Source organism: Gemmatimonas sp., from assembly GCF_044345575.1.
GTDB lineage: Bacteria > Gemmatimonadota > Gemmatimonadetes > Gemmatimonadales > Gemmatimonadaceae > Gemmatimonas.
This window is the reverse complement of record NZ_JBIJAW010000199.1, coordinates 1-5,900: the sequence shown is the minus strand read 5'-3', so window position 1 is coordinate 5,900 and position 5,900 is coordinate 1. Positions and strand designations below refer to the sequence as shown.

Annotated in this window: 4 protein-coding genes; 1 reads left to right on the top strand and 3 read right to left on the bottom strand. The window is 66.8% G+C overall.

Annotated elements, in window-relative coordinates; genetic code table 11:
- The 3 genes from ACIQ6O_RS11525 to rfaD all read right to left on the bottom strand — a co-directional run.
- The coding region (locus tag ACIQ6O_RS11525; RefSeq protein ID WP_396207936.1) for an ATP-binding cassette domain-containing protein at positions 1 to 420 on the bottom strand (420 nt) is incomplete at its 3' end.
- On the bottom strand, positions 413 to 1,987 hold the full coding sequence (locus tag ACIQ6O_RS11520) for an ABC transporter permease subunit (RefSeq protein WP_396207935.1): 1,575 nt from the start codon (positions 1,985 to 1,987) through the stop codon (positions 413 to 415). The genes ACIQ6O_RS11520 and ACIQ6O_RS11525, both read right to left, overlap by 8 nt.
- The gene (gene rfaD / locus ACIQ6O_RS11515; RefSeq protein WP_396207934.1) at positions 1,980 to 3,026 is read right to left on the bottom strand and encodes an ADP-glyceromanno-heptose 6-epimerase; all 1,047 of its coding nucleotides are present in this window, start codon (positions 3,024 to 3,026) and stop codon (positions 1,980 to 1,982) included. The genes ACIQ6O_RS11520 and rfaD overlap by 8 nt, the downstream gene beginning before the upstream one ends.
- Before the next feature lie 127 nt (positions 3,027 to 3,153).
- Between rfaD and ACIQ6O_RS11510 the strand changes: the two genes are divergently transcribed.
- A partial coding sequence (locus ACIQ6O_RS11510; RefSeq protein ID WP_396207933.1) for a SusC/RagA family TonB-linked outer membrane protein occupies positions 3,154 to 5,900 on the top strand: 2,747 nt, incomplete at its 3' end.

Sequence of the window (5,900 nt, the reverse complement as noted above, 5' to 3'; positions counted from 1 at the left end):
CACGCCCAGTGATTCGAGCAGGGCATCGGCCATCCTCGATGCCTGCTGCGGTACCGCCCCCGTGGCGTGGACCGGCGCGAGCGTCACGTTCTCGTGTACGGTGAGGTGGGGGAACAGTGCGTGCTGCTGGAACACCATCCCCACCTTGCGACGGAACTGGCGGAGCGCCGACTCCTTCGGCACTGGGCCGGCGCTCAGCGACACTCCGTCTACCCGAATCGTGCCGCCATCGAACGGTTCGAGGGCCACGACGCTGCGCAGCACCGTACTCTTGCCGGCCCCCGACACGCCCATGAGGGCGCATATGCGTCCGGCGGGGAGCGCCAGCGAGATGCCACGCAGCACCTCGCGTGTCTCACCCTGCTGCCGCCGCGTGAGTCGCAGCGCATCGATGTGCAGGATCATCGTGGCTTCAGACATGCCAGCGCGCCTCGAGACGCCGCGCCACGCGCGAGAGCGGCAGCGACATGGCCAGATAGATGATCGCGCAGAGCACCCCGGGCACGAACCAGCTGCCGACGTTCGTCGCGTAGATGGCGGTCTGCTTCGTGAGTTCCACCACGGTGATCACGCTCACCAGCGATGAGTCTTTGAGTAGCGCGACGAAATCATTGGTCATGGGGGCCAGCGCCAGACGGAACGCCTGCGGCCCGCGCACGAGACGGAACACCTGCCACTCACTCAATCCCAACGTGCGCGCAGCCTCGAGCTGCATGCGGGGGATCGCCTGCAGCGCGCTGCGATAGATCTCCGATTCGTAGGCTGCGTAGTTGAGCCCAAGCCCGATGATCGCCGCCAGCATGGCTGGCAGCCGCACCACGGCACTCAACCCGTAGTAGAGCACGAAGAGTTGCAGCAGCACCGGGGTACCACGCACGACCTCTACGTACGCACCCAGCATCGCGCGCGTGACGGCGCTCCCGTACACGCGGCCGGCGGCAATGGCGCCGCCCACGAGGACGGCCAGCACCATGGCCGCCACCGACAGGCCAAGCGTGATGGCCGCGGCGCGGAGCAGCGCCGGGAGGTAGGCTGCAATCGTCGTGGCGGTGACTGGCCGTGCGCCGGATGCGTCGCCCGCCGAGGATGGCGCGGATGCCGCGCCGCTGTCGAGTCGCGCCAGCAACCGCTGTTGATACATGGCCTGCTGGTCGTCCCATACGCCCCAGCGCTTGAAGATCGCGGCGAGGGTGCCATCGCGTAGTCGTGCCGCCAGCACCGCGTCGACCGAGTCGCGCAGGGCGGCCCGCTCGGCCGCGAATACCGCCACATACGCGCCGCGCGCGACCATGGTGGGTTGAATCACGAACGGGTCGGCGGTGCGCCCCGTCACGCGTCGCAGCCGCTCCAGCGCGCGTTCCGCGATGACATGATCGAGCAGTACGGCATCGACGCGGCCGTCCACCAGATCGCTGTACGGATGCACGTCGTCGTCGTACGACACGGGGACGACCCCGCGCTGCGTCTGCGCCTCGAGCAGGAGCCGGTAGGCCATGGTGGAGCCGAGGGTGGCGACGCGTTTGCCTGCGAGGTCGGCGAGGGTGCGATAGCGGTCCCGGTCGGCGACCCGTACGGCCAGCACCTCACGAAATTCGAAGTACGGCAGGCTGACGGCGAAGCGGGCCCGGAGTTCGGGACGATCCTCGAGCCCGGACACACCCAGATCGAAGTCCCCGCGGGCGACCGACTGCTCGATGGAGGCCCACGCCACCTGGGTGAACTGCGGCGAGCGGCCGAGCCCACGGGCCACGATGTCCACGATCTCCACGTCGAACCCACGCAGGCTGGCGGGATCGGACGGGTCGGCCTCCACGAATGGCGCCCCACCCTCGGCGTCGCCGCCCCACCGCAGGGGGGTGACCGCCGCGGCCTGCCCCTCCGCTAGCGGGCGCTCCACTGATGATGCCGATGGGGCCGGTGCCACGCACCCCGTCAGCACCAGTATCCCGGCGAGTAGTCCCTGAAGCCGCCGCCGCAGGTCAGTCACCGAGTCGGCGGTCCCCCACGAGATACCCCTGCACGTAGTCGCGCACGGCGTCGGCAAGCGGGGTCACCGGCGCCGTGTAGCCGGTGGCGCGCAGCTTCGCGATATCCGCCTGCGTGTGGTACTGGTACTTCGCCCGGATGCTCTCCGGCATGTCGATGAAGTCGATCTGCGGGGTACGCCCCATCGCGGCAAACAGGGCCCCCGTGAGCTCGAGCCACGTGTGGGCCTCGCCGCTCCCGATATTGTAGAGTCCGCCAGCGTGCGGTGTCATGGCCAGATGCAGCGTCATCGCAATGGCATCCTTCACGTACAGGAAGTCGCGCCGCTGCTCGCCGTCGCGGAAGTCGGGCCGGTGCGACTTGAACAGCTTCACCCGGCCGGTTTCCTCGATCTGTCCGTGGGCCTTGTGCACGAGCGACCGCATCTCGCCTTTGTGCGCCTCGTTGGGGCCGTACACGTTGAAGTACTTGAGCCCCACCACGTTGGGCAGCACCCCCATGGCGGCGGCGTACTGATCGAAGAGGTGCTTGGAGTACCCGTAGGCGTTGAGCGGGCGCAGGCGGGTGAGGGCGGCGGTGGTATCGTCGCGGTCCTCCATGCCGTGCGCGCCGTCGCCGTACGTGGCGGCGCTCGAGGCGTATACGAACCGCACTTCGTTGCCCAGCGCCCAGTGGGCGAGGGTCTTGGTGTACTCGAAGTTGTTCTTCGCGAGGTACGTAGCGTCGAGCTCGGTGGTGGCCGAACAGGCCCCGAGGTGCAGGACGAGGTCGAACCGTCCCAGGGCGCCACGCTCGAGGGGCGCCATCAGGTCGTCGGCCTCGAGGTAGTCCTCGAAGCGCAGCGGCACGAGGTTCCGCCACTTCTCGTCACGGCCGAGCCGGTCGGTGACCACGATCCGTTCGATCCCGAGGCTGTTGAGGGCCCACACCAGGGCACTGCCGATGAACCCCGCGCCGCCGGTCACGAGGACGCGCGAGGGGAGGCGCGGCGGGGCCACTGGCAGCGCCAGGGGATGTGGGGACGGCAGCGGATCGGGCATGGTCGGGGCTGGCAGAGATGCAGGAAGAGTAGTCTGGCCGGCTGTCCCAGACGAGCGGCACGAATTGACAGTACACACCGCCTCGGGTAAGGTAGGCTATTCCCTCCTCCTCAGGCCCCCTCCTCACATGCAGATTCGCATCCTCGCGGTGCTCGTGGGTGCCGTCCTGTCCGCGTCGCCGCTTGCGGCGCAGCAGAAGACGGTCACCGGGCGCGTAACGCGCGACGGCGATGTCCCGCTCTCTGGCGTTTCAGTCGTTGTCAGAGGCACCAGCCAGGTCGTCCAGACCAGCAGCAACGGCATCTATACCATCAGTGTCCGGGTCGGCCAGACGCTGCAATACCGGCTGATCGGGTACGTCCCCAAGGAACGGCTGGTCGGCGCCGCCAATATCATCGACGTGTCGCTCGAGAAGTCGGCGGCGAACCTTGATGCGATGGTGGTCACCGCCCTTGGCCAGACCGCCACGAAGCGCGAACTGGGCAGCGCCCAGCAGACGGTCAGCGGCGCCGAACTGGCGCAGACCGGTCGCGAAAACTTCATCAACGCGCTCGCCGGCCGAGTGGCCGGTGTGGACGTGACGAGCTCCTCGGGCGTGCCCGGCTCGTCGTCGAGCATCACCATCCGCGGTGTCAGCTCCATCAGCGGCAGCAACCAGCCGCTCATGATCGTCGACGGTCTGCCGCTCGACAACAAGACGCTGAACACCGGCGTGCTGGCGTCCGATGCACCCGGCTCGGCGGTCGCGTTCAGCAATCGCGGCATCGACTTCACCAACCGCGCGGCCGACATCAACCCCGAGGACATCGAGACGCTCGTCGTCCTCAAGGGACCGGAAGCTGCGGCGCTCTATGGCATCGACGCCGCGAACGGCGCGATCGTCATCACCACCAAGCGCGGCAAGGCGGGGACCGGCGGCTTCGAGTACAGCAACTGGGTCCGTCTCGACAACACGCGGGCCCAGCCCGAGATCCAGGGCATCTACGGCCCCACCTCGCAGGCGGGCGCCACGCTCGGGTCGTTCCAGTACTTCGGCGCGCCCTACGCGCAGGGCACGCAGCTGTTCGACAACGTGGACCGCTTCTTCCGCACCGCCGTGTCGCAGCAGCATGTGCTCACGTTCAGCGGCGCCACGAACGACAACAAGGTCGGCTATCGCATCTCGGGCAACCTGAACCGCAACCTCGGCGTGGTGCCCAACTCGGAACTGCAGCGCATCAACCTCACCGGGGCGATGAATGCCCAGGTGAACAAGTACCTGCGCGCGGATCTGTCGATGCTGTACGTGCAGTCCTCCAACGACCAGCCGGAAAAGGGCGGCAACGGCCCGCTCCTCGGCCTGCTGCTCTGGCCGCAGACGGACAACGCGAGCGATTTCCTCTCGCCGGCCGGTACGCGCCGCCGCATCACCGCGCTGGCGGCCAATTCGGAAGTGGACAATCCGTACTTCAGCGTCAGCCGCAACCAGATCGGTTCGCGCACCAACCGCATCTTCCCCAACATGGGGCTGACGGTCACGCCGTTCTCGTGGGGCTACCTCAAGACCAACATCGGCGTCGACAACTACACCAACAGCAACCAGATCCTGCGGCACCCCGAGAGCTCGGTGGGTTTCACGAACAACGGCATCATGGACAATGCCGTCGACGTGACGCGCAACATCAACACGCAGACGATCTTCAACATCAACCGGCAGAAGATCGGCCGGGGCTTCACGGTGAGCGGGTTGGTCGGCCACGCCCTGTCCGACTCGAAGAGTGAGGTGAACGCCGAAAGCGGTCGTAACTTCCTCGATCCGAACTTCGTCTCGATCAACAACACCGACATCGCCACGCGCTTTGCGCGCACCACGATCGCGCAGCGCCGCCTGGTCAGCGCCTTCGGTCAGGCGCAGCTCGGCTACGACAACTGGGCGTTCGTCACGGTAACGGGTCGTAACGACTGGACCTCCACCATCCCGATCGAGCGCAACTCGTTCTTCTATCCCTCGGTCCAGAGCTCGGTGATTCTGTCGGACGCCGTTCCGGCGATCGGCAAGTTCATGACGGCGAAGCTGCGCGCCAGCTATGCCGAGGTGGGACGTGATGCACGTCCGTACGCGTATCGTCCGTTCCTCGAGTCGAAGACGACTACGGGCGGCGGCTACGGCTACGGCTTCACCGGCCCGAACCTCGGCCTCAAGCCGGAATTCGCGGTGTCGCGCGAAGGTGGCTTCGAGCTGTCGTTCCTGAACGATCGCATCAGCCTCGACGCGACGGTGTACCGCAAGGAAACCAAGGATCAAATCGTCAACGACATCCGCGGTTCGTACGGCACGGGGTTCATCCTGTTCAATCTGAACGGGGCGCGTACACGCAACTCCGGTGTGGAAGTGGTTGCGAGCGGCTTCCCCATTCGGAAGACCAACCTTTCGTGGGAAGTGATCGCGAACTACGAGCAGGCGCGCGGCCGGGTGCTCAATCTCCCGAACGCCCTGCCCGAGTCGTACGTGTCGGACACGTGGCTGTACGGCAATATCCGCAACGGCGTGGCGCCCGGGTTGTCCACGCGCTCCATGACGGGCCTGTTCTATCAGCGCAACAATCAGGGCCAGCTGCTGATCGACCCCACCACCGGCCTGCCCATCCGCAGCACGAGCTTCATCGATGCGGGCTACGACCGGCAGCCCCTCTGGACCATGGGTGTCACGAACAACCTGCGCTACAAGCGGGCCTCGCTGACGATGCTGTGGGACTTCCGTCGCGGTGGCGACGTGTTCAACGCCACGCAGCACTTCCTCACGACGCGCGGTCTCTCCATGCAGACGCTCGATCGTGATCAGGCGCGCATCGTCCCGGGTGTGCTGCGTGATGGCCGCGAGAACTCGGCCACGCC